The organism is Streptomyces sp. adm13(2018) (genome assembly GCF_008042145.1).
GTDB lineage: Bacteria > Actinomycetota > Actinomycetes > Streptomycetales > Streptomycetaceae > Streptomyces.
Genome location: NZ_RDBH01000129.1, coordinates 158,145 through 184,651 on the forward strand (window position 1 = coordinate 158,145; position 26,507 = coordinate 184,651).

Annotated in this window: 23 protein-coding genes, 1 tRNA gene and 1 riboswitch; of the genes, 16 read left to right on the forward strand and 8 right to left on the reverse strand. The window is 71.8% G+C overall.

Annotated features, from left to right (window positions below; genetic code table 11):
- Window positions 1-104: 104 nt before the first annotated feature.
- The 11 genes from EAO70_RS17350 (at window position 105) to EAO70_RS17400 (ending at window position 12,992) form a co-directional block, all read left to right on the forward strand.
- On the forward strand, window positions 105-1,706 hold the full coding sequence (locus tag EAO70_RS17350; RefSeq protein WP_148005193.1) for a serine/threonine-protein kinase: 1,602 nt from the start codon (window positions 105-107) through the stop codon (window positions 1,704-1,706).
- Window positions 1,707-1,828: 122 nt separating this feature from the next.
- Window positions 1,829-2,230 carry a hypothetical protein gene (locus tag EAO70_RS17355; protein ID WP_148003868.1) on the forward strand — a complete coding sequence of 134 codons (402 nt, stop codon included), beginning with the start codon at window positions 1,829-1,831 and terminating at the stop codon, window positions 2,228-2,230.
- 183 nt (window positions 2,231-2,413) lie between these two features.
- Window positions 2,414-3,607, forward strand: coding sequence for a cytochrome P450 family protein (locus EAO70_RS17360; RefSeq protein ID WP_261992918.1), 1,194 nt, complete (start codon window positions 2,414-2,416; stop codon window positions 3,605-3,607).
- 217 nt (window positions 3,608-3,824) lie between these two features.
- Window positions 3,825-4,880 (forward strand): transglycosylase family protein, encoded by a 1,056-nt coding sequence (locus EAO70_RS17365; RefSeq protein ID WP_315986239.1) that lies wholly within the window; start codon window positions 3,825-3,827, stop codon window positions 4,878-4,880.
- 255 nt (window positions 4,881-5,135) lie between these two features.
- Window positions 5,136-5,308, forward strand: a riboswitch (cyclic di-AMP (ydaO/yuaA leader).
- Window positions 5,309-5,311: 3 nt separating this feature from the next.
- Window positions 5,312-6,031, forward strand: a complete 720-nt coding sequence (locus EAO70_RS17370; RefSeq protein WP_148003870.1) for a transglycosylase family protein — start codon at window positions 5,312-5,314, stop codon at window positions 6,029-6,031.
- Window positions 6,032-6,383: 352 nt separating this feature from the next.
- Window positions 6,384-7,670, forward strand: coding sequence for a phosphopyruvate hydratase (eno, locus tag EAO70_RS17375; protein ID WP_148003871.1), 1,287 nt, complete (start codon window positions 6,384-6,386; stop codon window positions 7,668-7,670).
- A 91-nt stretch (window positions 7,671-7,761) separates the two neighbouring features.
- Window positions 7,762-8,232: an FtsB family cell division protein gene (locus EAO70_RS17380; protein ID WP_148003872.1), complete on the forward strand. Its 471-nt coding sequence runs from the start codon at window positions 7,762-7,764 to the stop codon at window positions 8,230-8,232.
- Window positions 8,233-8,268: 36 nt separating this feature from the next.
- Window positions 8,269-8,817, forward strand: a complete 549-nt coding sequence (locus tag EAO70_RS17385) for a DUF501 domain-containing protein (RefSeq protein ID WP_148003873.1) — start codon at window positions 8,269-8,271, stop codon at window positions 8,815-8,817.
- Window positions 8,814-9,728: a Ppx/GppA phosphatase family protein gene (locus EAO70_RS17390; RefSeq protein ID WP_148003874.1), complete on the forward strand. Its 915-nt coding sequence runs from the start codon at window positions 8,814-8,816 to the stop codon at window positions 9,726-9,728. The genes EAO70_RS17385 and EAO70_RS17390 overlap by 4 nt, the downstream gene beginning before the upstream one ends.
- 380 nt (window positions 9,729-10,108) lie before the next feature.
- Complete coding sequence (locus tag EAO70_RS17395; protein WP_148003875.1) at window positions 10,109-11,488, forward strand: NAD(P)/FAD-dependent oxidoreductase; 1,380 nt, start codon at window positions 10,109-10,111, stop codon at window positions 11,486-11,488.
- Window positions 11,489-11,684: 196 nt separating this feature from the next.
- Window positions 11,685-12,992 (forward strand): SAM-dependent methyltransferase, encoded by a 1,308-nt coding sequence (locus EAO70_RS17400; RefSeq protein ID WP_148003876.1) that lies wholly within the window; start codon window positions 11,685-11,687, stop codon window positions 12,990-12,992.
- Window positions 12,993-13,056: 64 nt separating this feature from the next.
- Here EAO70_RS17400 and EAO70_RS17405 read toward each other — a convergent pair whose 3' ends face one another.
- Window positions 13,057-15,588 carry an ABC transporter permease gene (locus EAO70_RS17405; RefSeq protein WP_148003877.1) on the reverse strand — a complete coding sequence of 844 codons (2,532 nt, stop codon included), beginning with the start codon at window positions 15,586-15,588 and terminating at the stop codon, window positions 13,057-13,059.
- Window positions 15,589-15,676: 88 nt separating this feature from the next.
- Window positions 15,677-16,447, reverse strand: coding sequence for an ABC transporter ATP-binding protein (locus EAO70_RS17410; protein WP_030315258.1), 771 nt, complete (start codon window positions 16,445-16,447; stop codon window positions 15,677-15,679).
- A gap of 375 nt (window positions 16,448-16,822) precedes the next feature.
- Between EAO70_RS17410 and EAO70_RS17415 the strand changes: the two genes are divergently transcribed.
- A tRNA-Leu gene (locus EAO70_RS17415) sits at window positions 16,823-16,907 on the forward strand.
- Window positions 16,908-17,108: 201 nt separating this feature from the next.
- Window positions 17,109-18,011, forward strand: a complete 903-nt coding sequence (locus EAO70_RS17420) for a Bax inhibitor-1/YccA family protein (RefSeq protein WP_148003878.1) — start codon at window positions 17,109-17,111, stop codon at window positions 18,009-18,011.
- Window positions 18,012-18,103: 92 nt separating this feature from the next.
- Here the strand turns inward: EAO70_RS17420 and EAO70_RS17425 are convergent, their stop codons facing one another.
- Entirely contained in the window at window positions 18,104-18,334 is a 231-nt protein-coding gene (locus EAO70_RS17425) for a DUF4287 domain-containing protein (RefSeq protein ID WP_148003879.1), read from the reverse strand.
- A gap of 118 nt (window positions 18,335-18,452) precedes the next feature.
- Between EAO70_RS17425 and EAO70_RS17430 the strand changes: the two genes are divergently transcribed.
- Window positions 18,453-18,782, forward strand: a complete 330-nt coding sequence (locus tag EAO70_RS17430; protein WP_148003880.1) for a hypothetical protein — start codon at window positions 18,453-18,455, stop codon at window positions 18,780-18,782.
- Window positions 18,783-18,962: 180 nt separating this feature from the next.
- On the opposite strand, the gene EAO70_RS17435 is transcribed toward EAO70_RS17430, so the two are convergent.
- The 3 genes from EAO70_RS17435 to EAO70_RS17445 all read right to left on the reverse strand — a co-directional run bounded on the left by EAO70_RS17435 (window position 18,963) and on the right by EAO70_RS17445 (window position 22,773).
- Window positions 18,963-19,823, reverse strand: coding sequence for a hypothetical protein (locus EAO70_RS17435; RefSeq protein WP_148003881.1), 861 nt, complete (start codon window positions 19,821-19,823; stop codon window positions 18,963-18,965).
- 591 nt (window positions 19,824-20,414) lie between these two features.
- On the reverse strand, window positions 20,415-21,635 hold the full coding sequence (locus EAO70_RS17440; protein WP_148003882.1) for an acetyl-CoA C-acetyltransferase: 1,221 nt from the start codon (window positions 21,633-21,635) through the stop codon (window positions 20,415-20,417).
- A gap of 112 nt (window positions 21,636-21,747) precedes the next feature.
- On the reverse strand, window positions 21,748-22,773 hold the full coding sequence (locus EAO70_RS17445) for an SGNH/GDSL hydrolase family protein (RefSeq protein ID WP_261992919.1): 1,026 nt from the start codon (window positions 22,771-22,773) through the stop codon (window positions 21,748-21,750).
- Between the two features lie 103 nt (window positions 22,774-22,876).
- On the opposite strand from EAO70_RS17445, the gene EAO70_RS17450 reads away from it, so the two are divergent.
- Together EAO70_RS17450 and EAO70_RS17455 are read left to right on the forward strand one after the other, a co-directional pair.
- Window positions 22,877-24,265, forward strand: a complete 1,389-nt coding sequence (locus EAO70_RS17450; protein ID WP_148003883.1) for a cystathionine beta-synthase — start codon at window positions 22,877-22,879, stop codon at window positions 24,263-24,265.
- Window positions 24,266-24,640: 375 nt separating this feature from the next.
- Window positions 24,641-25,486: a MurR/RpiR family transcriptional regulator gene (locus EAO70_RS17455; protein ID WP_148003884.1), complete on the forward strand. Its 846-nt coding sequence runs from the start codon at window positions 24,641-24,643 to the stop codon at window positions 25,484-25,486.
- Between the two features lie 22 nt (window positions 25,487-25,508).
- Here EAO70_RS17455 and EAO70_RS17460 read toward each other — a convergent pair whose 3' ends face one another.
- Window positions 25,509-25,880, reverse strand: coding sequence for a hypothetical protein (locus EAO70_RS17460; protein WP_148003885.1), 372 nt, complete (start codon window positions 25,878-25,880; stop codon window positions 25,509-25,511).
- Window positions 25,881-25,967: 87 nt separating this feature from the next.
- Complete coding sequence (locus tag EAO70_RS17465) at window positions 25,968-26,360, reverse strand: roadblock/LC7 domain-containing protein (protein WP_148003886.1); 393 nt, start codon at window positions 26,358-26,360, stop codon at window positions 25,968-25,970.
- Window positions 26,361-26,507: the final 147 nt, after the last annotated feature.

The following is a 26,507-nucleotide window of genomic DNA, read 5'->3' on the forward strand; positions in this document are numbered from 1 at the left end:
CCCCACCCGCTGCCCGGTCACGCACCCCGCATCGACCAGGTCCGCGCCGAGCTCGACGAGCTGAGCGATCTGCTCCGGAAGTCCGGGGAAGGCGACGGTCGGGCGTGAACGGGCGGGTGATCGGCGGGCGTTACGAGCTCGCCACCGTCATCGGGCAGGGCGGCATGGGCCAGGTCTGGACGGCGTACGACCGCAGGCTCGACCGCCGGGTCGCGGTGAAGCTGCTCCGCCCGGCCGGCCTGACGGGCCCGTCCACCGCCGCCGACGAACTGCGCCGCCGCTTCGTGCGCGAGTGCCGGGTGACCGCGCACGTCGACCACCCCGGCCTCGTCACCGTCCACGACGCCGGCAGCGAGGGCGAGGACCTGTACCTCGTCATGCGGTACGTGGAGGGCGCCGACCTCGCCGACCACCTCGCCGAGCACGACCCGTACCCGTGGGAGTGGGCGGTCTCCGTGGCCGCGCAGCTGTGCGCCGTGCTCGCGGCGGTGCACGCCGTGCCGATCGTGCACCGCGACCTCAAGCCGCGGAACGTGATGGTCCGCCCCGACGGGACCGTCCTCGTCCTCGACCTCGGCGTCGCCTCCGTCCTCGACAGCGACACCACCCGCCTCACCCACACCGGGTCACCCATCGGCAGCCCCGCCTACATGGCGCCCGAGCAGGCCATGGGCGGCGCCGTCGGGCCCTCCACGGACCTGTACGCGCTGGGCGTCCTGCTGCACGAACTCCTCAGCGGGAACGTGCCGTTCGCCGGATCCACCGCACTCGGCGTCCTCCACCGGCACCTCTACGAGCCCCCCGTGCCGCTCCGCCGGCTACGGCCCGAGATCCCCGAGCCCCTCGAAGCGCTTGTCCTGCGGCTGCTCGCCAAGGACCCGCGCGAGCGCCCGTCCGGTGCGCACGAGGTCTACGAGGACCTGCTGCCGCTGCTCCCCGCGCGCGGGGCCCCGGCCGGGCCGATGGACCCGACCCGGCCGTTCCTCCGCCCGTACGCCCCCTGGCCGGACCGCCCGGCGACACCGGCGCCGGCGGCACCCGCGCCGGTGCCGCCCGTGCCGGTGGCGGCCCCGGTGGCCGCCCGTGCCGCCGCCGTGGGCGATCCGCGGGCCTCGTACGCGCCGCCGCCCCCGGCCGCCGCCGCTCCCGCCCGCCCCGACGTCGCCGCCGCCGTCGACGAGGTGAAGCGGCTGCTCGGCGAGGGGGCGCTCACCCGGGCCGTCGACATGCTCGGCGGGATCCTGCCCGCCGCCGCGGCCGAGCACGGCGAACGGTCACCGGTCGTCCGCATCCTGCGCAAGCAGTACGCGTCCACGCTGATGGACGACGGCCAGTACCGTCGCGCCCTGCCCGAGCTGCGCCGCCTCGCGGCCGACCGCGACGCGGAGGCGGGACCGGCGGATCCGCAGGGCCTCCAGTTCCGCTACGACGCCGGCCTCTGCCTGGAGCAGCTGGGGGAGACGGCCGCCGCGCTCGCCGAGTTCCGCGCGGTCCTGCCGTACTACGAGGGCGACCAGGCGCGCGCCTTCGACATCCGGCAGCGGATCGCGCTGCTCCTCGTGGCGACGGGGGAGCACACCGCGGGCCAGGAGCAGCTCCAGCGGCTGCTGTTCGACACGGAGCGGGCGTTCGGCCCGTATCACCCGCTTCCGGCCGACTTGCGGCGGGTGCTGGAGCACCAGCGTCGGCTGGGGCCGCGCTCCTGACGGGGCGCCAGGATCACGACTCGACAACTGATCGGTCAACGGAGCTCCCTGATCAGCTTTTGCCCTTTTTGGCGCATGTAGCGTTCGCGTCTGATCATGTTCACGTCCCCAAGGAATCCCTCATGACGACGCCGCCCGCGCCCTTCACCTCCGAGCAGTCCGCCGCCCCGGAGCAGCCCGCCGCCGCCCCGAGCAAGGGCAGCCGCATCCTCAAGAAGGTCGGCGGTGTCCTCGTCGCGATCGTCGTCGCCCTCGGCGTGAAGTTCGGCCTGCCCTACCTCACCGGCGACGCCCCCGTGCACGCGGAGGTCGGCGAGTGCGTCACCGTGACGGGCCCGGACACCGAGCCCAAGGTCGACACCACGGACTGCTCCTCGGGCAAGGCCGACCTGTTCAAGGTCGTCAAGGTCATCGACGGCACCTTCGACGTGAACAAGTGCGGCACGGAGCTGTCGGCGCTCGCGCAGGAGCTGAACTCGGACAAGTTCGTGCTGTGCCTCGAAGAGGTCCCGGTCAAGAAGTAGTCCCCGCCCCCGGACGTCCGTGAAGGGCCGGAACCCCACCGGGGTCCCGGCCCTTCACGGACGTCCGGGGGCGTTTCGTCCCCTGCGGCGGCCCCCGCCTCGGCCCCCGCGCCCGAGCTCTTCACCTGGGAGTTCGCGAGCGATCCGTACCCCGCGTACGCCTGGCTCCGCACGCACGCGCCCGTGCACCGGACGACGCTGCCCAGCGGGGTCGAGGCCTGGCTGGTGACGCGGTACGGGGACGCCCGGCAGGCCCTCGCCGACCAGCGGCTCTCCAAGAACCCCGCGCACCACGACGAGTCCCCGCACGCCAAGGGCAAGACGGGCATCCCGGGCGAGCGCAAGGCCGAGCTGATGACGCATCTGCTCAACATCGACCCGCCGGACCACACCCGCCTGCGGCGGCTCGTGTCGAAGGCCTTCACCCCGCGCCGGGTCGCCGAGTTCGCCCCGCGCGTGCAGGAGCTGACCGACCGGCTCATCGACGGCTTCGTGGAGAAGGGGAGCGCGGACCTCATCCACGAGTTCGCCTTCCCGCTCCCCATCTACGCGATCTGCGACCTGCTCGGCGTGCCCGAGGAGGACCAGGACGACTTCCGCGACTGGGCCGGGATGATGATCCGGCACGGCGGCGGCCCGCGCGGCGGGGTCGCGCGGTCGGTCAAGAAGATGCGCGGCTATCTCGCCGAGCTGATCCACCGCAAGCGGGAAGGCCTGCGGCAGGAGGGGGCGGACGACCTCATCTCGGGACTCATCAAGGCCTCCGACCACGGCGAGCACCTCACCGAGAACGAGGCCGCCGCGATGGCCTTCATCCTGCTCTTCGCCGGTTTCGAGACCACCGTCAACCTCATCGGCAACGGCGTGTACCAACTGCTGCGCCACCCCGAGCAGCGCGAGCGGCTCCAGGGCTCGCTCGCGGCGGGGGAGACCGGGCTCCTGGAGACCGGGATCGAGGAGCTGCTGCGGTACGACGGGCCGGTGGAGATGGCCACCTGGCGGTACGCGACCGAGCCCCTGACCCTCGGCGGGCAGGACATCCCGGCCGGCGACCCCGTCCTCGTGGTGCTGGCCGCCGCGGACCGGGACCCGGAGCGGTTCGACGGGCCGGACGTGCTCGACCTCGCGCGGCGCGACAACCAGCACCTCGGGTACGGGCACGGCATCCACTACTGCCTCGGCGCACCGCTCGCCCGGCTGGAGGGACAGACCGCGCTCGCCACCCTGCTGACTCGGCTGCCGGACCTGCGACTTGCCGCGGATCCGGCGGAACTGCGCTGGCGCGGAGGGCTCATCATGCGCGGTTTGCGCACGCTTCCGGTCGAGTTCTCCCCTTCCGCGCGACTCACACAAAGTGAGGGTCCGTCAGAAATGTGATCTTCACGTGATCGCGGGTGCATCGACTTGTGATGAGCGTTCGAATACGGCTACCTTCCCCGACAGCCCGGTTCGTCAACGTGGTTGAGTAAGTCGGCCACGGACGACAACTCGGGCGCGCCCACACAGTCGTCACGCGAAAGGCGCTCCTATGCGTTCCGGGAACGGACGTCACCGTCGCCCCCGTCAGGCCCCCGCAATCGTCGTCGCCGCGGGCGTGACCGGCTCCGCCATGGCCCTGCCCCTGCTCGCCACCGGGTCCGCCTCCGCCGCCGACGCGGCCACCTGGGACCGGGTCGCCGAATGCGAGTCCGGCGGCCAGTGGAGCGCCAACTTCGGCAACGGCATGTACGGCGGGCTCCAGTTCACCCAGGACAGCTGGGAGCGCAACGGCGGACTGTCGTACGCGCCCAGTCCCGACCTCGCCAGCCGCGCCCAGCAGATCGCGGTGGCCGAGAAGGCCCTCGCCAAGGGCTCCGACGCGTGGGCGACCTGCGCGCCGATCGCCGGCCTGAAGAACGACGGCGCGTCCCCGGGCGTGGACCCCGGCCCCACGAGCGTCCCCAAGGCCCCGACCGGACCGGTTCCCGAGTCCAACTGGACCACCGGCCTGCCCGGCACCTCCGGAGCGGCCGCCGAGGCCGACAAGGGCGCCGAGGGGACCGGGAAGTCCGAGGCCGGACAGAAGGCCCCGGCGACGGTGTCGCCCGACGCGTCCGCCACGCCCGTCTCGCCGACCACGCCGACGAGCCCTCCGGTCTCGACCGACCCGGGCGACCCGACCGTGCCCACCGCCCCGGGGACGCCCGACGCGTCCGTGACGCCCGGCGCGCCCGACTCCACCGTGCCCGGCTCCACCGAGCCCGGTGTGCCGACGGACGACCCGTCGTCGGCCACCCCCGGCACCGGGAAGCACCGGGGCGACGCCGCCCCGGAGGAGACCGAAACCACCGAGAACGCTGACAAGTCGGACAGTTCTACCGAATCGGGTAGACATGCTTCACCGGGCAACAAGCTGGATGAGAACCCCCTGAAGAAGTCGCCTGCTGACGCTTCGAAGGAAACGGACGCAACGGACAGTCAGGGCAAGTCGGACTCGTACCTCGTGCAGCCGGGTGACAGCCTCTCCGACATTGCACAGGAGAACGAACTCTCCGGAGGCTGGACCGCCCTCTACGACGCCAACCGGGGGACCGTGGGCGTCGATCCGGACCTCATCCTCCCTGGTCAGGCGCTTGACCTGACGGACGGTTCGACCGCACCGGCGGAGTAGTTCGGGGGTGTATGTCCGGTTCTGGGCAAGTGAGACATGGGTCTCTTCGCCCCAACTGGCGTGTCACGCCCGCAAACTTTGCTCCCGTCACCTCTCACCTGCACAAACGCGACCCATCGGAAGGCAAGTAGGGGCGATTTTCCCCCTTTGAGGGTCTTTGAACTTCCGGTGGGTCTGTGTCTACGGTCGTCACCGCTCGCCACCGCGGGCCCCGTCGACCGAAACGCCGAATCCTGCCGTCGGTCGATGGGCATCGTCGCGCAAGCGCCGAAGGCAGGAGTGGGGGACCCAAGGTAAGTGCCGGTCCCGGCCGTTGAGACAGACGGCCGAAGACCGGCTTGGGGTGAAGCCGCGTGCTAGGACACGCGGCCGGGCACCTTCCGGCCCGAACCCGACAGCTCACCTCACAGGCGTCGGTGAGGAGAATCCCCATGCTGTTTTCCGCCAAGGGCAAACACCGCCGTCCCTCCAAGGCCACCCAGGTCGCCGCGCTCGTCGGCGTCACCGGTGTCGCCGTGGCCGCCCCGCTGATGACCGCGGGCACCGCCTCGGCCGCCACGACCTCCGAGTGGGACCGCGTCGCCGCCTGCGAGTCCGGCGGCAACTGGTCCATCAACACCGGCAACGGCTACTACGGCGGCCTGCAGTTCTCGGCCTCCACCTGGGCCGCGTACGGCGGCACCGCCTACGCCTCGACCGCCGACCAGGCGTCGAAGTCCCAGCAGATCTCCGTCGCGGAGAAGGTCCTCGCGGGCCAGGGCAAGGGCGCCTGGCCGTCCTGCGGCGTGGGCCTCTCGGGTGCCTCCAACGACAGCGCCGCCGAGAGCGCGCCGCAGCAGAGCACCCAGCAGCCGCAGCAGGAGCGGAAGGCCGAGCAGCCGACCACCCGCAGCGAGAAGCGCCAGGCCCCGAAGAAGACCACGCAGCAGGCCGCCCCGCAGGCCGACGCGAAGAAGACCGTCACCACCCCGACCGGCAAGAAGGTCAAGAAGGGCGACGGCGAGTACAAGGTCACCACCGGTGACACCCTCAGCAAGATCGCCCAGGCGCAGGGCGTCAAGGGCGGCTGGGCCGAGCTCTTCAAGCTCAACAAGGACGTCGTCGAGGACGCCGACCTGATCTACCCGGGCCAGCAGCTCCACCTGAAGTGAGCCCGGCGGTCCGGGTGAGTCCGGCGGCTCACACGGACCCTCCGACCCTCCCGCGGTGACCACCCCGGCCCGACGCGCCCTCCCCCGTGCGCGCCGGGCCGGGGTTCCCCCTTTTCGGGCCCGGGTCCGAAAAGGGGGAGGGGGCCGGCGCGCCGTGCGCCCGGCCACGACGGTTACCCGCCGGTAGATCTGGGGTCCTTCGTCCCGACATGCATGCCCTTGGGTCCTTTTTCGTCCCAGGGGGCGGGCGCCCGGCTGGCCGGAGCCCGCGAGCCGGTTAGGCTCTTGTCGCAAGGCCGATCGACCCTGCACCGACCTTGCGTCACATCCCGCGTCACATCCCAAAAAGGAGATGCTCGTGCCGTCCATCGACGTCGTCGTAGCCCGGGAAATCCTGGACTCCCGAGGCAACCCCACGGTCGAGGTCGAGGTCGGCCTCGACGACGGCAGCACCGGTCGTGCTGCTGTTCCGTCCGGTGCCTCCACCGGTGCGTTCGAGGCCATCGAGCTTCGCGACGGTGACCCGAACCGCTACCTCGGCAAGGGCGTCGAGAAGGCCGTCCTCGCCGTCATCGAGCAGATCGGCCCGGAGCTCGTCGGCTACGACGCCACCGAGCAGCGCCTGATCGACCAGGCCATGTTCGACCTGGACGCCACCGAGAACAAGGGCTCCCTCGGCGCCAACGCCATCCTGGGTGTCTCCCTCGCCGTCGCGCACGCCGCCTCCGAGGCCTCGGACCTGCCGCTCTTCCGCTACCTCGGCGGCCCGAACGCGCACCTGCTGCCCGTTCCGATGATGAACATCCTCAACGGTGGGTCGCACGCCGACTCCAACGTGGACATCCAGGAGTTCATGATCGCCCCGATCGGCGCGGAGTCCTTCTCCGAGGCCCTCCGCTGGGGTGCGGAGATCTACCACACCCTCAAGGCCGTGCTGAAGCGCAAGGGCCTCTCCACCGGCCTCGGCGACGAGGGCGGCTTCGCGCCGAACCTCGAGTCGAACCGCGCCGCCCTCGACCTCATCGTCGAGGCCATCAAGGAGGCCGGCTACACCCCGGGCTCCGACGTCGCGCTCGCGCTCGACGTGGCCGCGTCCGAGTTCTACAAGGACGGCACGTACGAGTTCGAGGGCAAGTCCCGCTCGGCCGCCGAGATGACCGAGTACTACGAGGAGCTCGTCTCCGCGTACCCGATGGTCTCCATCGAGGACCCGCTGTACGAGGACGACTGGGCCGGCTGGAAGGTCCTCACCGACCGGCTGGGCACCAAGGTCCAGATCGTCGGCGACGACCTCTTCGTCACCAACCCGGAGCGTCTGGCCCGCGGCATCGAGGAGGGCACCGCCAACGCCCTCCTGGTCAAGGTCAACCAGATCGGCTCGCTGACCGAGACCCTCGACGCCGTCGAGCTCGCCCAGCGCAACGGCTTCAAGTGCATGATGTCCCACCGCTCCGGCGAGACCGAGGACGTCACCATCGCCGACCTCGCCGTCGCCGTGAACTGCGGTCAGATCAAGACCGGCGCCCCGGCCCGCTCGGACCGCGTCGCCAAGTACAACCAGCTGCTGCGCATCGAGGAGATCCTCGACGACGCCGCGGTCTACGCCGGCCGCAGCGCCTTCCCGCGCTTCAAGGGCTGACAGGCGTCACCCCCGGCAGTTCCGTACGTCCCCGCACTCGGTCCCGTACCGTGTGCGGGGACGTCCGCGTGAACAGGGGAGGCGACACGACATGGCCGCGAAGGACCGGGACCGGTTCTCCACCGCGACCCGGATCAGACTGCTCGGCGAGCAGACCGCCGCCCGTGTCTACCGCTCCCAGACCCGACGCCAGGCCCGCCGCTCCCGGCTCACCGGCCGGGCGGCCTTCCTCGCCCTGGTCGTCTGCTCCCTGGTCGTGGCGCTCGCCTACCCGATGCGGAGCTACGTCTCCCAGCAGGGCGAGATCGCGGAGCAGCAGCGCCGGGCCGCCGAGGCCGCCCGGCGGGTCGAGGAACTCAGGGACGAGAAGGCGCGCCTCCAGGACCCCGCCTACGTCCGGCGCCTCGCCCGCGAGCACCTCCACTACGTGCTGCCCGGCGAGACCGGGTTCACCGTGAACGACCCCGACGCGGACCAACGGCCCCGCGGCGACCAGGGCGCGGCGGACCGCCCCTGGTACGACAACCTCTGGGACGGCGTCGACCACGCCGACCGCCCCTGACCCACGTACGCGACACGACACACGATCAAGGCAGACATGCACACGCCCCCTCCGCAGACCGAACGCACCGAGCCGACCGAGGCGGACATCGCCGCCTTCGAGCTCCAGCTCGGCCGCCCGCCCCGCGGCCTGCGCGCCATCGCGCACCGCTGCCCGTGCGGCAACCCGGACGTCGTCGAGACCGCGCCCCGGCTCCCCGACGGCACGCCGTTCCCGACCACGTACTACCTGACCTGCCCCCGGGCGGCCTCGGCCATCGGGACCCTGGAGGCCAACGGGGTCATGAAGGAGATGCAGGCCCGGCTCGCCACCGACCCGGAGCTCGCCGCCGCCTACCGGGCCGCGCACGAGGACTACCTCGCGCGCCGCGACGCGATCGAGGTCCTGGAGGGCTTCCCGAGCGCCGGCGGCATGCCGGACCGCGTGAAGTGCCTGCACGTCCTCGTCGGCCACTCGCTGGCCGCCGGTCCCGGCGTCAACCCGTTCGGCGACGAGGCGCTCGCGATGCTGCCCGAGTGGTGGGCCAAGGGCGCCTGCGTCACGCCGTGCGTGAACGGGGAAGAGAAGAAGGAGGCGGCCGAGTGACCCGGGTCGCCGGAATCGACTGCGGTACGAACTCCATCCGGCTGCTCGTCGCCGACGTGCACCCGGAGACCGGTGAGCTGGTCGAGCTGGACCGCCGGATGACGATCGTCCGGCTCGGGCAGGGCGTCGACCAGACCGGCCGCCTCGCCCCCGAGGCCCTGGAGCGGACCTTCGCGGCCTGCCGCGCGTACGCCGAGGTCATCAAGGAGCTGGGGGCCGAGCGGATCCGCTTCGTCGCCACCTCCGCCTCCCGCGACGCCGAGAACCGCGCGGACTTCGTGAACGGGGTCGTGGAGATCCTGGGCGTCGAGCCCGAGGTGATCACCGGCGACCAGGAGGCCGCGTTCTCCTTCACCGGCGCCACCGGCGAGCTGCACGGCGACGACCGGCGCCTGGTCGTCGACATCGGCGGCGGCTCGACCGAGTTCGTGGTCGGCAACCGGCACGTCGAGGCCGCGCGCTCCGTCGACATCGGCTGCGTCCGGCTCACCGAGCGGCACGTCCGGCACGACCCGCCGACCGCGGAGGAGGCCGAGGCGATCCGCGCCGACGTCCGGGCCGCGCTCGACCTGGCCGCCGAGACCGTCCCGCTCGGGACCGCCGAGACCCTCGTCGGCCTCGCCGGATCGGTCACCACGGTCGCCGCCATCGCCCTCGGGCTGCCGGAGTACGACTCCGAGAAGATCCACCACTCCCGGATCTCCGCCGCGCAGGTCGCCGAGGTCACCGAGCGGCTGCTCGCCTCCACCCACGCCGAGCGGGCCGCGATCCCCGTCATCCACCCCGGCCGGGTCGACGTGATCATCGCAGGCGCACTCGTCCTGCGGGAGATCGTCGAGCGGGTCGGAGCCCCCGAGGTCGTCGTCAGCGAGCACGACATCCTCGATGGGATCGCCCTATCCGTGGCATAGCGGGCACCTATCGAGGCTTCCCGCGACACCACGGCGGGAAAGTTCGTGAAGTTCTTCACAAGGAAAAGGGCCCTGGTGGCGCCGAAGTGGGGTCCGAAGGGGGTCTTCGGGCCCTCCGAGTGGCCCTCCAGGGCCCTTTCGCAGGCGCGGAGGCGGATTCGCCCGACGTTTCCATCGTGTGAACGGGGGCTCCGGTTCGGGGTTAACGGAGGCTCTCCGGTCCAGTTCACAGGGGGTGAACAACGTCCGCCCGGGTGCCCCGGTTCCTTTGCCGCACCATGACATGGATCACGTGGGCGGCGGAGTGTAGCAGAGGTGTCCGGAGACCTTGTGAAGGGGCGCACGAGCACCCCCCTCAGGAGGGGTGGATACTCGATCTCATGAGCACCACGGAGCGTCCCAGGATCCTCGTAGTAGGCGGCGGGTACGTAGGCCTGTACGCAGCTCGGCGCATCCTCAAGAAGATGCGCTACGCGGAGGCGACCGTCACGGTCGTCGACCCGCGGTCGTACATGACCTACCAGCCCTTCCTCCCCGAAGCCGCCGCCGGCAGCATCTCGCCGCGCCACGTCGTCGTCCCGCTGCGACGCGTCGTGCGCGGAGCGGAGGTGCTCACCGGCCGGGTCACCACCATCGACCAGGACCGCAAGGTCGCCACGATCTCGCCGCTCGTCGGCGAGGCCTACGAGCTGCCCTTCGACTACCTCGTCATCGCGATGGGCGCGGTCTCCCGCACCTTCCCGATCCCCGGCCTCGCCGAGCAGGGCATCGGCATGAAGGGCATCGAGGAGGCCATCGGCCTGCGCAACCACGTCCTCGAGCAGCTCGACAAGGCCGACTCGACCACCGACGAGGAGGTCCGCCGCAAGGCGCTGACCTTCGTCTTCGTGGGCGGCGGCTTCGCCGGCGCGGAGACCATCGGTGAGGTCGAGGACCTGGCCCGGGACGCCGCGAAGTACTACCAGAACGTGTCGCGCGAGGACATGCGCTTCGTCCTGGTCGACGCGGCCGACAAGATCCTTCCCGAGGTCGGCCCCAAGCTCGGCCAGTACGGCAAGGAGCACCTGGAGAGCCGCGGGATCGAGATCTACCTCGAGACCTCCATGGACTCCTGCGTCGACGGCCACGTCGTGCTGAAGAACGGCCTGGAGGTCGACTCCAACACGATCGTCTGGACCGCCGGCGTGAAGCCGAACCCGGCGCTCTCCCGCTTCGGTCTGCCGCTCGGCCCCCGCGGCCACGTGGACTGCAACGAGAAGCTCCAGATCAACGGCCTCGACTACGCCTGGGCCGCGGGCGACAACGCCCAGGTCCCGGACATGGTCGGCCGCAAGGCGGGCAACCCGAACGCCTGGTGCCCGCCGAACGCCCAGCACGCGCTGCGCCAGGCCAAGGTCCTCGGCGACAACGTGGTGGCCGGCCTGCGGGGCTTCCCGCAGAAGGAGTACAGCCACGCCAACAAGGGCGCGGTCGCGGGCCTCGGTCTGCACAAGGGCGTCGCGATGATCGTCATGGGCAAGGTGAAGATCAAGCTCAAGGGCCGTCTCGCCTGGTACATGCACCGTGGCTACCACGGCATGGCGATGCCGACCTGGAACCGCAAGATCCGCGTCTTCGCCGACTGGACCCTCGCGATGTTCCTCAAGCGCGAGGTCGTCTCCCTCGGCGCCATCGAGACGCCGCGCGAGGAGTTCTACGAGGCCGCCAAGCCCGCCCCCGCGCCGGCCGCCCCGGCGCAGGAGAAGGCCAAGGCCTCCTAGCACCCCGGCAGGACCAGTAGGACCAGCAGGACCAGTACACGCAAGGCCGTAAAAGGGCCGTCCGCCATCCGTGGTGCGGACGGCCCTTCGCGTGTTTTGCCGACTGATTGCGCTGCGCCGGGACTGCAAACGCCTACGGACGGTGTTCCCTTGGTGACGAGCATTTCTGGGGCACGAGATCACGGAGGTGTGCACCATGGCCGACGCCGCGTCGCGGCTGGCGACTCTCGCCGAGGAGCTGCTGGGCGGACCGCTCCAGGTCCGGCTGCGAGCCTGGGACGGCAGCGAGGCCGGCCCGGTGGGCGGCCCCGTCCTGGTCGTCCGCGACCGCCGCGCCCTGCGGAGGATGATCTGGAAGCCCGGCGAACTGGGCCTGGCCCGCGCCTGGGTGGCCGGGGAACTGGACGTCGAGGGCGACCTGTACGCCCTCCTGGACGGCATCTCGGGCCTGCTCTGGGAGCGGGACGGGGACGGCAGGGGGCTGTTGGAGGTCGCGCGGGACCCGCGGCTGCGGGCCGCCGCGGCCGCCCTGCTGAAGCTGGCCGGACCGCTGCCCCCGCCGCAGCCGCCGGCCGAGGAGGTGCGCGGCCGCAGCGGCGGCCGGCACACCAGACGCCGCGACAAGCAGGCGATCAGTCACCACTACGACGTGGGCAACGACTTCTACGAGCTGGTCCTCGGCCCGTCGATGGTCTACTCGTGCGCGTACTGGGCCGCCGACGGCCCCGGCGCCACCCTGGAGGGCGCCCAGCGCGACAAGCTGGACCTCGTCGCCCGCAAGCTGAACCTGCGGGAGGGCGACCGGCTCCTCGACGTGGGCTGCGGCTGGGGCTCCATGGCCCTCCACGCCGCCCGGGAGTACGGGGCCAGGGTCGTCGGCATCACCCTCTCCCGCGAGCAGGCCGCGTACGCCCGCAAGCGGATCGCCGAGGAGGGGCTGACCGACCTGGTCGAGATCCGCGTCCAGGACTACCGGGACGTCACGGACGGCCCGTACGACGCGATCTCCTCGATCGGCATGGCCGAACACGTCGGCGCCGTCCGGTACCGGGAGTACGCCGACATCCTGTACGGGCTCCTCAAGCCCGGCGGGCGGCTCCTCAACCACCAGATCTCGCGCCGCCCCGAACCCGACGAGGAGGCGTACGCCATCGACCCCTTCATCGACGCGTATGTGTTCCCGGACGGCGAACTCGCCCCCATGGGCCGCACGCTGGGCACCCTGGAGGACGCCGGCTTCGAGGTCAGGGACGTGGAGGCGATCCGCGAGCACTACGCGCTGACGCTGCGCCACTGGGTGGCCAACCTGGAGCGGGAGTGGGACCGGGCGGTCCGGCTCACCTCCCCGGGCCGGGCACGGATCTGGCGGCTCTACATGGCGGCCTCGGCCGTCTCCTTCGAGCGGAACCGGATCGGCGTGAACCAGTTCCTCGCGGTGAAGACCCCGGTGTCGGGGCGGAGCGGCACGGCGCTGCGGCCCCGGGTCTGGAACGAGAAGGTCTGACGGGCGTACGCCGAAGGGCCGGCCTCCCGGACGGGAGACCGGCCCTTCGGGCGGGGGGCGGGGGCTACTCGGCCTTGATGGCGGCGAGCATGTTCAGCCTGGCGGCGCTCCGGGCGGGCCACAGGGAGGCGAGGACACCGACCAGACCGGCCAGGACCAGGAAGATCCCGATCCGGTCCCAGGGCAGGACCAGGGCGTAGCCCGGCAGGCTGCTCTTGAAGGTCTCGCCGATCGCCCAGCCGAGGAACGCGCCCAGACCGATGCCGACGATCGCGCCGAACACCGAGATGACCACGGCCTCCAGACGGACCATCCGCTTCACCCGGCGCCGGTCGAGACCGATCGCCCGCAGCATGCCGATCTCCTGCTGGCGCTCGAAGACGGACATCGCGAGGGTGTTGACGACACCGAGGACGGCGATGATCAGGGCCATGCCGAGCAGGCCGTACATGATGTTCAGCATGATGTTGATCGGGCCGCCGAAGGCGTCACGGATGTCCTTGTGGTCCATGACCTGGATCGCGGGGTTGTCACCCATGGCCTTCGCCAGCGCGCGCTCGTTGGCCGCGCTCGCGCCGCCCTCCGTCGAGACGTAGATCTCGCGGATGGAGGCCTGCTCCTCGTGCGCGGTGACCAGCCGGTGGTCGGCGAGGACCGGGGAGACGAACTCGTTGGCCTCGTAGATCGCGCCGACCTTCAGCTTTCCCTTGCGCTTGTCGAGGAAGTCGACCGGGACGGTGGCGCCGGTCTTCAGGCCGCGCTTCGCGGCGACCTCGGCGTCGACGGCGATCGTGTTCCCCCCGACGGAGGAGAGCGAGCCGTCCACCACGTTCAGGTTGAGGAGCTTCTCGATCTGACCGGGGGCGATGCCGGAGACCGAGACGAACGAGCCCTTCAGGTCGAAGGCTCCGGCCTGCTGCGGGGAGACCGCGGTGACGCCGGGAGCCTTCTCCAGGGCGGTCAGCGCCTCCTGGCTCAGACCGTTGCCGCTGGCCATGGAGACCATGTAGTCGGCCTTGATCTGGTCGGTCGTCATCTTGTCGAGAGCCGTGCCGACCGTGGTGCCGAGCACCGAGAGGCCGGTGACGAGGGTCAGGCCGATGGCGAGCGCGGAGGCGGTGGCGCCGGTGCGGCGCGGGTTGCGGACCGCGTTCAGCCCGGCGAGCTTGCCGGAGACCCCGAAGACGCCCACGAAGAGGGGCCGGATCAGGGCGATCACGGGCCGCGAGAGGAACGGGATGAGGACGATCACGCCGATGAGGGTGAGGAAGGCTCCGCCGGCGATCAGGAGGCGGCCGTTGTCACCGCCCTGGCCCGCGCCGAGCACGATGAGCACGACACCGAGCGCGGTGAACGCGGCGCCGATGGAGTTCCGTACGACGAGGGACTTGGTGCTCGCGCTGGCGTGGACGCTGTTCATGGCGGCGACCGGCGGGATCTTCGCGGCCCGGCGGCCGGGCAGCCAGGCGGCCAGCGTGGTGATCAGCACGCCGACGGCGAAGGCGGCGACGGCCGGGGTGGCGCCGAGGACCAGCGGGCCGTCCGGGACCTTCAGGTCGAAGGCGTTCATGCCCGAGCGCAGTCCCACGGCGAGACCGATGCCGAGGACGTAGCCGACGGCGGAGGCGAGCAGGCCGACCAGTCCGGCCTCGGCGAGGACGGAGCGGGTGATCTGCCTGCGGGAGGCGCCGACGGCGCGCATCAGGGCGAGTTCCTTGGTGCGCTGGGCGACCAGCATGGTGAAGGTGTTGGAGATGAGGAAGACGCCGACGAAGAGGGCGATGCCGGCGAAGCCGAGCAGCACCTGGTTGAGGGCGCCGAGACCGGCCTCGATGTCCTTGGCCTGCCGGTCGGCGAGGACGGCGCCGGTCTGGGCGGTGGCGGACTTCGGGACGACCGTCAGGATCTTGTCGCGGAGTGCGACCGCGTCCGCGCCGGGGGCGGCGGTGACGGTCAGGTTCTGGAAGAAGCCGGGCTTCAGGTAGAGCCTCTGCGCGACGGCGCGGTCGAAGACGACCAGGCTGCCGCCGGCGTTGACGGCGCCGTCCTCGGTGGTGAAGACGCCGGAGAGCTCGTACTCCTTGACCGGTCCGTTGGTGGCCACCCGGACGGTGTCGCCGACCTTGTAGCCGCCCTTGTCGGCGGTGTCCTTGTCGAGCGCGACCTGTCCGTCGGAGGCGGGGCCGTCGCCGGAGGTGAAGCTGTAGGCGCGGTCCTTGCCGTCCTTGCCGGGGGCGAAGTTGGTGCCCTTGTTGGACCAGCCGGCGCCGATCAGCTTGCCGTTCTTGTCGGGGACACCGGCGAAGCCGTCGACGCGGGGGGTGACGGAGGCGACCCCGTCGACCTTCGCGACCTTGTCGACGACCTGCTGGGAGAGGCCGGGGGTCTTCCGGGCCTCCTCGGCGGACGGGTACATCTCGACGGCGACGGCGACGTCGTCGTAGCTCTTGGCCGACTGGTTGCGGAAGGCCTGGCCGAGGGTGTCGGTGAAGACGAGGGTGCCGGAGACGAAGGCCACGCCGAGCATCACGGCGAGGACGGTCATCAGCAGCCGCGCCTTGTGCGCGAGGACGTTGCGCAGGGCGGTACGGAACATGGGTGTGTCCTGGAGGAGGAGGGACGGCGGGAGTCGGGGCGGCTGGGCGGCGCCGTACCGGTTCGAGTCCGGTTCCGGCGCCGGCGCGTCAGCTCGTACGGCCCTTGGCGTCGAAGGCCTTCATGCGGTCGAGCACGCCGTCCGCCGTCGGGTGCAGCATCTCGTCGACGATCCGGCCGTCGGCGAGGAAGATCACGCGGTCCGCGTAGGAGGCGGCGACCGGGTCGTGGGTGACCATGACGACGGTCTGGCCCAGCTCGCGGACCGAGTTGCGCAGGAAGCCGAGGACCTCGGCGCCCGAGCGGGAGTCCAGGTTTCCGGTGGGCTCGTCACCGAAGATGATCTCGGGGCGGGAGGCGAGGGCGCGGGCCACGGCGACGCGCTGCTGCTGGCCTCCGGACAGCTCGGTCGGGCGGTGGCTGAGCCGGGCGGAGAGGCCGAGCATGTCGATGACCTGCTGGACCCACTGCTTGTCGGGCTTGCGGCCGGCGATGTCCATCGGCAGCGTGATGTTCTCCAGGGCCGTCAGGGTCGGCAGCAGGTTGAAGGCCTGGAAGATGAAGCCGATCTTGTCCCGGCGCAGCTGGGTGAGCTGCTTGTCCTTGAGGGTGGAGAGCTCCGTCTCGCCGATCCGGACCGAGCCGGAGGAGAAGGAGTCCAGGCCGGCGACGCAGTGCATGAGCGTCGACTTGCCGGAGCCGGAGGGGCCCATGATCGCGGTGAACTCGCCCTGGCGGAAGTCCACGGTGACGTGATCGAGCGCGACCACCTGGGTCTCGCCGTGTCCGTAGACCTTGGAGAGATCCGTGGCGCGGGCGGCCACCGCGGTGGCGCGGGACACGGTGGGGGTGGTGGTCACGAGGGACTCCTGTCACTGCGGGGCTGCTGGGGGAACTCCTCCATCGTGTCGGGCGTTCTCGCTCGGATCGTCCGCCCACGTGCCCGTTCCCGGGGCAGTCTCGAGTCGGACCGGGGGCTCCGATCCTCCTCCTGAGGTATGACGGCGGCCCTGAGAGACGGGTTCGCGCCGACGTGACAGACGTGCGACGACTTTTCGTCATTCCGGGGGGTGCGGCTTTGCGCCTGCGACCCCTGTCACAGTCCGGCGAAACGGCCCCCACCTGCGCTGACGCACCCTCAAGCATCAATAAAATAAGACAACATCGGGATGATGTTTCGGCTGAACGAGGGATGCGCCCCGATAGGCTCACGTGCCAACGCGGAGCTTCGCGACGCCCGGATGGTGGAATGCAGACACGGCGAGCTTAAACCTCGCTGGCCTTCGGGCCGTACCGGTTCGAGTCCGGTTCCGGGCACCACCCCGGCCCCCAGGCGGGACGCCTGCGGCCCGGAGAAGCCCCGCACACACGCGCGGGCCACCGTGACGCTCCGCGACACCTACGTACGAAGACCGAAACCGTACGGGAAAAGATCCTCCCCGAGCACTAGAGAGTTTCTTTTGCCTACGCATTACTCTTGACGCGAGGCCGCGCGCATGCGGCACGCCATGGAGGAGTGAGATGAGGAGCAGCAACCCGGTCTTCTCGCGACGGGGGTTCAGCCGCGACAACGGCACCGCGGGCTTCAACGGCCAGCAGCCGCAGGCCGGGGGCCCCGCCGTCGGGACCAACCCGTACGCCGCCGGCAACCCGTACGCCGAGGGCGCGACGAACCCGTACGCCACCAACCCGTACGCCCCGCAGGACACCCAGCCCGGTGCCCCGCAGCAGGCCCGCGGCAATGTGATGACGATCGACGACGTCGTGAGCCGTACGGCCATGACGCTCGGCACGGTCGTGCTCACCGCCGTCCTGTCCTGGCTGCTCCTGCCGGTCGACCCCGCCAACCTGGGCAAGTCCTACGGCATCGCCATCGGCGCCGCCCTGGTCGCCCTGGTGCTGTCGCTCGTGCAGTCCTTCAAGCGCAAGCCGTCGCCGGCGCTCATCCTGGGCTACGCGGCCTTCGAGGGCGTCTTCCTCGGTGTCATCTCGGCCGCCGTGTCGACGTACATCGCGGACGGCGTGGTCATCCAGGCGGTCCTCGGCACGATGGCGGTCTTCGCCGGCGTGCTGATCGCCTACAAGATGGGCTGGATCCGGGTCAACCGGCGCTTCTACGGCTTCGTGATGGCCGCCGCGATGGGCTTCATGCTCCTCATGGTGACCAACCTGCTGTTCGCCGTCTTCGCCGGCGGTGACGGCCTCGGCTTCCGCAGCGGCGGCCTCGGCATCCTCTTCGGTGTCATCGGCATCATCCTGGGCGCCTGCTTCCTCGCCCTCGACTTCAAGCAGGTCGAGGACGGCGTGACCTACGGCGCGCCGCGCGAGGAGGCCTGGCTGGCCGCCTTCGGTCTCACCATGACCCTGGTGTGGATCTACCTGGAGATGCTGCGTCTGCTGTCGATCCTGCAGGGCGACGACTGACGCGTCCCGACTCGGGGGAAGGGCCCGTCCGGCTTCGTGCCGGGCGGGCCCTTCCGCGTTCCCGCTCCGCGGTCCGGGCGGCCGGCCGGACCTCAGAGGAGTCTCCGGGCCGCCCGCCGCAGGTCGTACTCGTGCAGGATCGCCTTCGCGTGGCCGTACGCCAGCTCGTGCGCCCCGCGCAGCCAGCTCACGCGCTCCTCGAACCGGAGGAGGGAGGGCCCCTCCTCGACGGTGCGCATCCAGTCGGCGATCTCACGACCGGTGCGGCCCGGGATGCGGGCCAGCATGTTGCGGTGGGTCTCAGCGGAGAATGTAGGGGACATCGGCGCCTCCGGACGCGTCGTACCGCGTGCTCCTCGTACTCCTGGCACTTCCTCACGTCACCGTGCCCAAGCCCGCGCCCGTTGGCAAGGGGCCCGGGGCGGCGCGTAGGGTCGCGGGGTGCGCGATACGAGTGAACTGACCGCGGCCGTCGACCGCTTCGCCGACCGGCTGCGGGCCGCCCCGCAGAGCCGCCTCCAGCGCGGTGCGGCTGCCGAGGGCCTGGCCCTCGCCCGGGAGCTGGCGGCACGCGCCCAGCGCGCCGAGGAGCCGGGGCGGGAGCCCAGGACGATGCCGGACGCGGGGGTCTTCACCGTGGCCGACCAGCTGGTCGTCGCCGGGAACGATCTGGCCGAGATCCTGCGAACGGCCCCGGCCGACTCCCGTGAGAGGGAGCTGGCGGAGGCCGTGGGGCTGGTCCGCGCGGCGGCGGAGCGCTCGGGGCTGTAGGGCGGCCAGAGCGCCCGGGGCTGCGGCGCCGCCCGGTGCGGGGCGCGGTGCCGGTCGGCCGGAGTGGCGCCCGCCCGCGTGCGTTCGGAGCGGAGCGCACGGGCCCGGCGGTCGGAGGCCGCCGCGGTGCCCCGAAGACCGCGAGGCCCCCAGGGGCCGAGCGGTGCGAGGGGCGCGGAATCAGAGGGACGCGATGACGCGGTCCGCGAGGATGTAGACGTTCTCGTCGTCGCCGTCGCCGTACGAGAAGGTGAGGGCGAAGGCGCCCGAGACGCCCGAGCCCCCGAGCAGCACCGGCGTGCGGCCGGAGTGCAGGGCCTCCGCCAGGCGCTCCGCGGTCTCGCGGTGCCCCGGCGTCATACAGAGCGTGGTGCCGTCCGCGAAGACGTACACGTCGAGCGTGCCGAGCGGGCCCGGGCGCACGTCGGTCAGCGCCGTGGCGGTGACCGCCAGCTCCTCGAGGCGGGCGACGGTCCGCTCGTGGTCGGTGACGACGGGGGTCTGCACGGGCACGAAGTCCGGGTGCGAGGGGTGCCTGCGGCGGGCCGCGGCAAGCTCGGCCGAGTCCTCCGGGTACTCCTCGAAGGCGTCGACCGGGTCGAGCGGGTCGAGCGGGTCCAGCGCGTCGGGGCCGTCGAGCGCGGCCGCCTCCGCCTCCATGGCCTCCAGGGCCATCGCCTCCAGGCCCACGAAGTCGGCCTGGCGGGGGACGAAGAAGGTGCCGTCGTCGACCGGGCCGCCGAGGCCGCCCAGCAGGGACGGGGCGTCGGCCGCGTCCCGGGCCTCCTGCGCGGCCCAGAAGGCCCGCGCCTCGGCGAGCTCGCGCTCGCGCTCCTCGGCCAGCGCCTCCGCGACCGCGGCCCGTATCTCGGCGGCGGGGGTGGCACGGGCCGCGGGAACGGTGACGCCGTGCCCGGCCGCCAGTTCGCTCCGCAGGGCGGTGACCTGCTTGCGGAGACCGTGGACGGCGTGCAGGGCGGCAGCGCCCACGGCCGTGGCAGCGGCCGTGGTCAGCAGCAGGGCAAGAGGCATGGCGCTCACTGACGTACTCCCGATTCCGAGTCGATCCCCCCGACTTCCTACATCAGCTTGTCCCGGGGTGGGGCCCGCTGTCAGTGCATTACGTCACGAATTGGACAGGTATTTCTGCCAGGCGTTTGGTCCCGAAACGGCTCTGACCTGCGAAAACGAACTCCCCCGGGACGTAGGTCACATCCTGGGGGAGATTCGGTCACGGCTCGGACGCGGTGCGGTTGGGCGGCTCGGCCCGGGGAGACGCGCCCCGGCGCACTCCCCGTCCCGCGGCAGGCGCCCGGCGGCCGGGGCCCGGCCCTAGGACACCCGCTCGCTCTTCTGGTCGCGCTGCGCCTCGCCACCGCTGCGGGCAGGTGCCGCCCTCGTTCCTCGGGCGACCCCTACCCTCCGCTCCGGCTCAGCTCAGCCGCTCGCTCTTCTGGTCGCGCTGAGCCTCGCCACCGCTGCGGGCAGGTGCCGCCCTCGTTCCTCGGGTGACCCCTACCCTCCGCTCCGGCTCAGCTCAGCCGCTCGCTCTTCTGGTCGCGCTGCGCCTCGCCACCGCTGCGGGCAGGTGCCGCCCTCGTTCCTCGGGCGACCCCTACCCTCCGCTCCGGCTCAGCTCAGCCGCTCGATCACCATCGCCATGCCCTGGCCGCCGCCGACGCACATGGTCTCCAGGCCGAACTGCTTGTCGTGGAACTGGAGGCTGTTGATCAGGGTGCCGGTGATCCGGGCACCGGTCATGCCGAAGGGGTGGCCGACGGCGATGGCGCCGCCGTTGACGTTCACCTTGTCCAGGTCGAGGCCCAGGTCCTGGTAGGACGGGATCACCTGGGCCGCGAAGGCCTCGTTGATCTCGGCCAGGTCGATGTCGCCGATGGTCAGGCCGGCGCGCTTGAGGGCCTGCTTCGAGGCCTCGACCGGGCCGAGGCCCATGATCTCGGGGGAGAGGCCCGAGACGCCGGTGGAGACGATGCGGGCGAGCGGGGTCAGGCCCAGCTCGGCGGCCTTGGTGTCCGACATGATCACGAGCGCGGCGGCGCCGTCGTTCAGCGGGCAGCAGTTGGCGGCGGTGACCAGGCCGTCGGGGCGGAAGACCGGCTTGAGGCCCTGCACGCCCTCCAGGGTGACCCCGGCGCGCGGGCCGTCGTCCGCCGAGACGACGGTGCCGTCCGGGAGCGTCACCGGGGTGATCTCGCGCTCCCAGAAGCCGTTCTTGATGGCCTGCTCGGCGAGGTTCTGCGAGCGGACGCCGAACTCGTCCATCTCCTGGCGGCTGATGCCCTTGAGCCGGGCCAGGTTCTCCGCGGTCTGGCCCATGGCGATGTACGCGTCGGGGATGACGCCGTCCTCGCGCGGGTCGTGCCAGGTGGAGCCCTCGGACGCGGCGACCTCGGCGGTGCGGGCCTCGGCCTCGGCGAAGAACGGGTTGTGCGTGTCGGGCAGCGAGTCCGAGTTGCCCTTCACGAAGCGGGACACCATCTCGACACCGGCCGAGACGAAGACGTCGCCCTCGCCCGCCTTGATCGCGTGCAGCGCCATGCGGGAGGTCTGCAGCGAGGAGGAGCAGTAGCGGGTGATCGTGCAGCCCGGGAGGTGGTCCATGCCCATCTGTACGGCCACGATCCGGCCCAGGTTGTTGCCCTGCTCGCCGCCGGGCAGACCGCAGCCCAGCATCAGGTCGTCGATGTCGCGCGGGTCGAGCTCCGGCACCTTCGCCAGGGCGGCCTGGACGATGGTCGCGGTGAGGTCGTCCGGCCGCAGGTCCTTCAGGGAGCCCTTGAAGGCCCGGCCGATGGGCGAGCGGGCGGTCGAGACGATCACGGCTTCGGGCATCACGGCTCCATGAGGGTGCGGAGTGGGCGGACAGAAAGGGAAGTTACCCGCACGTACCGCACGGGGTCACCGCCCCGGGCGTGTGATGCGGGCCTCTTTTCTAAGCGAGCGCTCAGTTGGTGGAGGCGGGGGTCTCCGCGGCACCCTCCCCCCGGGCGTCCGGGGCCGCCTCCGCCGGGACCGGCAGACGCCGCCGCCGGCGGTGCTTCAGCAGGGCCCAGGGGGCGCGCGCACCGGTGACCTCCGTGCCCGCCTCCCGCGCCGCCTCGGCCGCCGCCTTCGCGACCGGCAGCATGTTCTCCCGCCGCGCCGGCTCCAGGCGGTCCGTCTCCGGCCACACCCCGAGCACCGCGCACAGCGTCGGCAGCACGGCCATCGCCGCCGTCGCGTACCCCTCCGCCGAGGGGTGGAAGTTGTCCACGCCGAACATCTCGCGCGGGTTGGCGGCGAACTCCGGGCCGAGCAGGTCGCCCAGCGACACCGTCCGCCCGCCCTGCTCGACCACCACGATCGTCTGCGCCGCCGCCAGCTGCCGGGAGGCCCGCCGGGCCAGCCAGCGCAGCGGCTGGTAGACCGGCTCGATCGTCCCCAGGTCCGGGCAGGTCCCGACCACCACCTCCGCGCCGGCCGTCCGCAGCCGCCGGACCGCCGACGCCAGGAGCCGTACCGACTCCGTCGGCGCCATCCGGTGCGTCACGTCGTTCGCCCCGATCATGATCACGCAGACGTCCGGCGGACCGAGGGGCTGGGTCAGCAGCAGCGACACCTGGCGCTCCAGGTCGTCCGAGCGGGCGCCGGAGAGCGCCACGTTCCGCAGCACCACCGGCCGCTCCGCGACCGCCGCGAGGCCGGAGGCGAGCAGCGCGCCGGGCGTCTGGCCCGAGCGTCGCACCCCCTGACCCGCCGCCGTGGAATCACCCAGAAGGGCCAGTCGCAGGGGGTCGTCCGGGCCGAACGCCCGGCCGTAGAGGCCGTCCGCCCCCGGCGGCAGCGGGGCCGCTCCACCGCCCACCGTCCGCTTCGCGATCTGCATCTCGGCCAGCAGGACGCCCACCGCCGCCACACCCAGCAGCCCGATGCTCCCGCCGCCGTACGCCGCACCCGCCGCGATCCGCCGCGCCACCCTCGCCCTCGACATGAGGCCGTCACCTCCTTCAAGCCGTTCAGGGTCTAACTGCCCCGTAACCCGCTCCGACTACGCATACGCTGGCCACACCATTACGGAGACCCCGGAGATTACGGTGCAATTCCACGACTCGATGATCAGCCTCGTCGGCAACACCCCGCTGGTGAAGCTCAACAGCGTCACAGCGGGCATTCAGGCGACCGTCCTGGCCAAGGTCGAGTACTTCAACCCCGGAGGCTCGGTCAAGGACCGGATCGCCCTGCGGATGATCGAGGCCGCCGAGCAGAGCGGCGAGCTCAAGCCCGGCGGCACCATCGTCGAGCCCACGTCCGGCAACACCGGCGTCGGCCTGGCCATCGTGGCGCAGACGAAGGGCTACAAGTGCATCTTCGTCTGCCCCGACAAGGTGTCCCTCGACAAGATCAACGTCCTGCGGGCGTACGGCGCCGAGGTCGTCGTCTGCCCGACCGCGGTCGACCCGGAGCACCCGGACTCGTACTACAACGTCTCGGACCGCCTCGTCCGTGAGACGCCCGGTGCCTGGAAGCCCGACCAGTACTCCAACCCGAACAACCCGCGCTCCCACTACGAGACCACCGGCCCCGAGCTGTGGGAGCAGACGGAGGGGAAGATCACCCACTTCGTCGCGGGCGTCGGCACCGGCGGCACCATCTCCGGCACCGGCAACTACCTCAAGGAGGTCAGCGGCGGCTCCGTGCGCGTCATCGGCGCCGACCCGGAGGGCTCGGTCTACTCCGGCGGCTCCGGCCGCCCGTACCTCGTCGAGGGCGTCGGCGAGGACTTCTGGCCGACCGCCTACGACCGGAACGTCACGGACCGGATCGTCGCCGTGTCCGACAAGGACTCGTTCCAGATGACCCGCCGCCTCGCCAAGGAGGAGGGCCTCCTCGTCGGCGGTTCCTGCGGCATGGCCGTCGTGGCCGCGCTGGAGGTGGCGCGCGAACTCGGCCCGGACGACGTCGTCGTGGTCCTGCTGCCGGACTCCGGCCGCGGCTACATGTCGAAGATCTTCAGCGACGAGTGGATGGCCGACTACGGCTTCCTGGAGGACACCTCCACCGCCACCGTCGCCGACGTCCTGCGCCACAAGGAGGGCGGCACCATGCCCTCCCTCGTCCACATGCACCCGGACGAGACCGTCGGCCAGGCCGTCGAGGTGCTCCGCGAGTACGGCGTCTCCCAGATGCCGATCGTGAAGCCGGGCGCCGGCCACCCCGACGTGATGGCCGCCGAGGTCGTCGGTTCGGTCGTGGAGCGCGAGCTGCTCGACGCCCTCTTCACGAAGCGCGCCTCCCTGGAGGACCCCCTGGAGCAGCACATGAGCGCCCCGCTGCCGCAGGTCGGCTCCGGCGAGCCCGTCGGCGACCTGATGCACGTCCTCGGCGAGACCGCCGACGCGGCGATCGTCCTGGTCGAGGGCAAGCCGACCGGCGTGGTCAGCCGCCAGGACCTGCTGGCCTTCCTGGCCAACGGCGGGAAGTAGTCCCCGGGCGGGTGCGGCGGGCGCGTTCGCGCAATCGGTACGAGGGCGACACGTCCACGCAGCACCCGCTTAACACGCCTCCGGCACAGTAGTGGTTGTCGGCGTCACGGACTTCCGGAGCGGCTCCCGGACCTCCCGACGACGCCACGGACACGGAGACCGGCCCTGACCCGGGCCCGTGTCCTCGCGGGGACCGCCGTCGTCCCGCCCCCCGGTTCCGGGGGTGCGGCGGTCCCCGCGCCGACTTCCCGCCGGGAAGGCCCGAACGGGCCGTCCCGGCGGTCTTTCCCGTTCCCGCTTCTCTCCCGCGCACCCCCTGCATATCCTTATGCAGAGCCCATCATGGGTGAATAGGCGGGAGAGAGGGGCGGCGGCGTGAGCGACAACCCGGCCGGGCGGCTGCAGGCGCTCTTCGAGGGGCACCGGCTGACGCCGACACAGCGGCGGATCGCGCACTGCATGGTGCGCCGGGCCGCCGACGCGCCCTTCCTGTCCAGCGTGGAGCTCGCCGAGCTCGCCGGGGTCAGTCAGCCGTCCGTGACCCGCTTCGCCGTCGCGCTCGGCTTCGACGGGTATCCCGCGCTCCGCCGCCATCTGCGCGAGGTCGCGCCCCCCGGGCCGGGCACGGCCGAGGGGGAGGGCGAGGGGCCCAACGAGTACCAGCAGGCCGTCCTCGCCGAGATCGAGAACCTCCGGCACCTGGCCGGGCTGCTCGCCGACCCCGGGCCCGTCGAGCAGGCCGGCCGGCTGCTGGCCCGCTCGCGCCCGCTGCCCGTGCTGGGTCTGCGGGCCGCCTCCTCGCAGGCGCGCGGCTTCGCCTACTTCGCCGCCAAGGTGCACCCGGACGTCCGGCTGCTCGACGAGGCCGGCTCCATGCTCACGGACCGCGTCGACGCCGCCGTGCGCGCCGGGGCCACGGCGCTGCTGTGCTTCGCGCTCCCGCGGCACCCGCGGGAGGTCGTGGAGGCCCTGGAGTACGCGAGGGCGGCCGGGCTCGCGGTCGTGACCGTCGCCGAGTCGGCGTTCGCGCCCGTCGCCGCGCACAGCGACCTGCTCATCCCGGCCGCCGTCGGCACCGGGCTCGCCTTCGACACCGCCTGTGCGCCGATGATGCTCGGCCGGGTCCTGCTGGAGGCCATGGCGGACGGGCTCCCGGACGCGCAGGCGCGGCTGGAGGAGTTCGACGCGAAGGCGGCGGCGCGGGGCCTGTTCGTCGAGTAGGCCCCACGCCCGCGAGGGCCGGTCAGACGTCCAGCTCGGCCTCGATCTTCTTCAGCTGGTGGCGGGCCATCGCGAGGTTCGCCCGCTCCTTGTCCAGGGCGAGGTACAGGAACAGACCGTTCTTGCCCTGCCCCTTGAGCAGCCGGATCATGTGGTACTGGCGGCCGAGGGTGATCAGGATGTCCTCGATCTCCTCGCCGAGGCCGAGCATCTCCATCGTCCGGACCTTGGCCCGGACGACGTCGGTGTTGCCGGCCGCGGCCATGTTGAGGTCGAGGTCCTTGCCGCCGCCGATCGTGCCCAGCGCCATCCCGCTCGTGTAGTCGACGAGGGCCGCGCCGATGGCGCCTTCGATGGCGGCGGCTTCCTTGAGGGAGGACTCGGTGTTAGCCATGGGTGTCGCACTTCCTTCTCGTGTACGTGGTGTCTTCTCGTGTACGGGTCGCTCGGGTGCTGCTCGTGCTGCTCGGGGTTCGTTCCGTCAGTTCAGGTCTCTGCGCTCCAGGGCGCCGTCGACGAGCTCGCCTATCCGGACGCTGGACCTGCGGGCCTCCAGGTGGAGCCGCCCGACGTTGATCCGGGGCTCGGCGAGCAGCGTCAGGACGGCCGAGCCGCCCGCCGCGTACGTCGCCACATAGCCGTTCTCGCCGCGCACCAGGAGCTCCCGGAACCGGCCCTGGCCGGTGCTCTCGGTCAGCCGCATGCCGACGCCGAGCGCCGCCGCGGTCAGCGCGGCCACGCTCTCGGCCTCGCCGTCCACGGTGTCGTGGGCCAGGACGAGTCCGTCGGCGCTGGCGGCGAGCGCACCGGTCAGCTGGGGCAGCCGGGCCCGCAGCCGTCTGAGCTCGCCGAGGACCTCGGCTTCTGCGGTCATGAGCTGTTTCCTTTCGGCGCGCAGGCGCAGGGCACGCCTCATCACAGGTGTGCCTCCAGGGCGTCACGGAGCCGGCGCAGCAGGGCGATGTCGGGATCGGCCACCGGCAGGGCCGGTAACAGAGCGGGCATCAGCGGGGGCGGAGGT